The 2036-nt window shown below is 31.3% G+C and carries 1 protein-coding gene; it reads right to left on the bottom strand.

The genetic code is table 11. From position 1 onward, the window contains the following. Nucleotides 1-262: 262 nt before the first annotated feature. Entirely contained in the window at nt 263-1942 is a 1680-nt protein-coding gene (locus JX312_RS12785) for a lipopolysaccharide assembly protein LapB (protein ID WP_204458300.1), read from the bottom strand. Nucleotides 1943-2036: the final 94 nt, after the last annotated feature.

The following is a 2036-nucleotide window of genomic DNA, read 5'->3' as shown; positions in this document are numbered from 1 at the left end:
GCCAGCACAAATAGCAAATTGCCATCCAACTCTTGACCTCGAATTTGATTAACACTTTTTAAGAGACACTAGTGTTTTATTTATACTCTAACCACTCACGACAACCTCGCAACAATCACTTTTATATTTACATCTTTAATGTGGTTGTTACGTGGTTGTGAATGGTTGGAGCTTTCTATGTGTGTTGGCTTGACGCATAAAGAAATCGGAATTTATATTTAAAATCAATAAAAAACCGAACAATTGATTATACAATAATCAATCATTTGAATTTAATATTAGGCTTATATAGATTTTGAGGCTTGCCCACATCACCTGTCATAGCCTTTTTTAATCCATCCGGATAAAGAAAGGCTATGTATTTATTTTTATTCGCAGATGATGAGTTGATGATTCTTATTTTTAATCTATCTCTTCTTGAGTAAATTGATCTTATTTCAGTATTAAATATAAGAGCAATAGTAGTATTTTCAAAACCAAGTATGGAATATAAAAACAACCGATAATCAATCTCTTTTAGATCATTAAAATCATATTTAAAAGAATCATATATATTATCATAATGATGATTCACCAATCTTTCCAATTCCTGTATCAATTCATTATTTACTGACAAAGAATCTATGAAGTTCATCATCATTTTTGCGATTTGCTTTTTCCCTTTTTCTTCATTCTCAGTTTCATATAATGCCTGACACATCTCATTTAAGCCTACAAATTGGGACGCAAGAAGGGACTGAACCGATTTTGCAAGTTTAGAATTATTTTGGTCTGTTGAATGAATTTTATTGTTTAGATCTTTTGCAGCGGCATTTAGATCTCTAATTTTTATCTTCTGCTTTTGGAATTTATTTAGTATAATAAGGATTATAATGCAGAATATTAAGATAATGACTGTAATTATAAATATAACCTGCAATTTGGTCTTGGCTTTAATCAATTTTGCTAATTCCTGTTCAGTTTCATGATAATTCAGAAGCGCAACAGAGAGTTTAGAATCCAAATGTTTTTTAAAATCATCATCAGATTTGTCAAATAGATTTTTAAGCAATGAATATGCCTCATTTTCATTATTTAATTCTTCACTCAATTCATATCTTACATAATGAGAAAGCAAATTCTCATCTTCTCCGATTGAATCGATAAGTTGTTTCCCTTTGTTTATCTCACCCTTCCTGAGATAGGCAAGAGCAAGATATGCCATATTCTCTGTATTCTTTCCTGACGGAATGACATTATCTTTTAAGACATTTATTGCTTGTTTAAAATTATCTTCCCGGATATAAGCATTTCCCAATAATAAATTAATTTCATAGTTCAACCAATTATCATTATCTCTATGTATCTTATTGACAGTCATAATACAGGAATCGCTAAAATCTACGTTATTATATGCCGTAGCTAAATCCAATAACGCATAATCAATGTAACGTCTTTTTCCAGTCTTTTCCAAACAAGCTAAAGCAATTTTTGAAAAAGCGAGTGATTCATAACCATCATAATTCTTTATAAATATGTCTGCTATTTTGGATGCAGCCATTCCTTGCCAGTAATAGTCTTTGGTCTCTTCGCCAAGGTCGTAAGCTTTAAGAAGCGATTTTATTGCATTATCATAATTGCCTGCATTTATATTGACGAGACCATGATAATACTCACTTTTCATCAGATGATATTTATCTGATGAGTCTTCATAATAGTTTTTAGCGATGGAAATCAAGGAATCGTTGGTGACATCAACTAAAGTTTTGTCTAAAGCCTGCGACTTTATCAAAGCGTATAACGCTTTTGATTCATTATCCTTATATTCTTCCGGGTTTATCGAATCAAGCAAGGTCAACACTTTTTCAGGAACGGAATCATTTAATTCCTCTATTGATAGAAGATATTTCGTATCTGTAGATTGAGATTGGCAAGATGACAGGATTAATGCACTAAATCCCAATATTAACATTATATGAATTACACTAGTGTCTCTTAAAAAGTGTTAATCAAATTCGAGGTCAAGAGTTGGATGGCAATTTGCTATTTGTGCTGGC

Source organism: Barnesiella sp. CU968 (genome assembly GCF_905219685.1).
Taxonomy (GTDB): Bacteria; Bacteroidota; Bacteroidia; order Bacteroidales; family Muribaculaceae; genus Lepagella; species Lepagella muris_A.
Note: the sequence above shows the minus strand (reverse complement) of the source record. Positions and strands in the feature narration are given on the sequence as shown.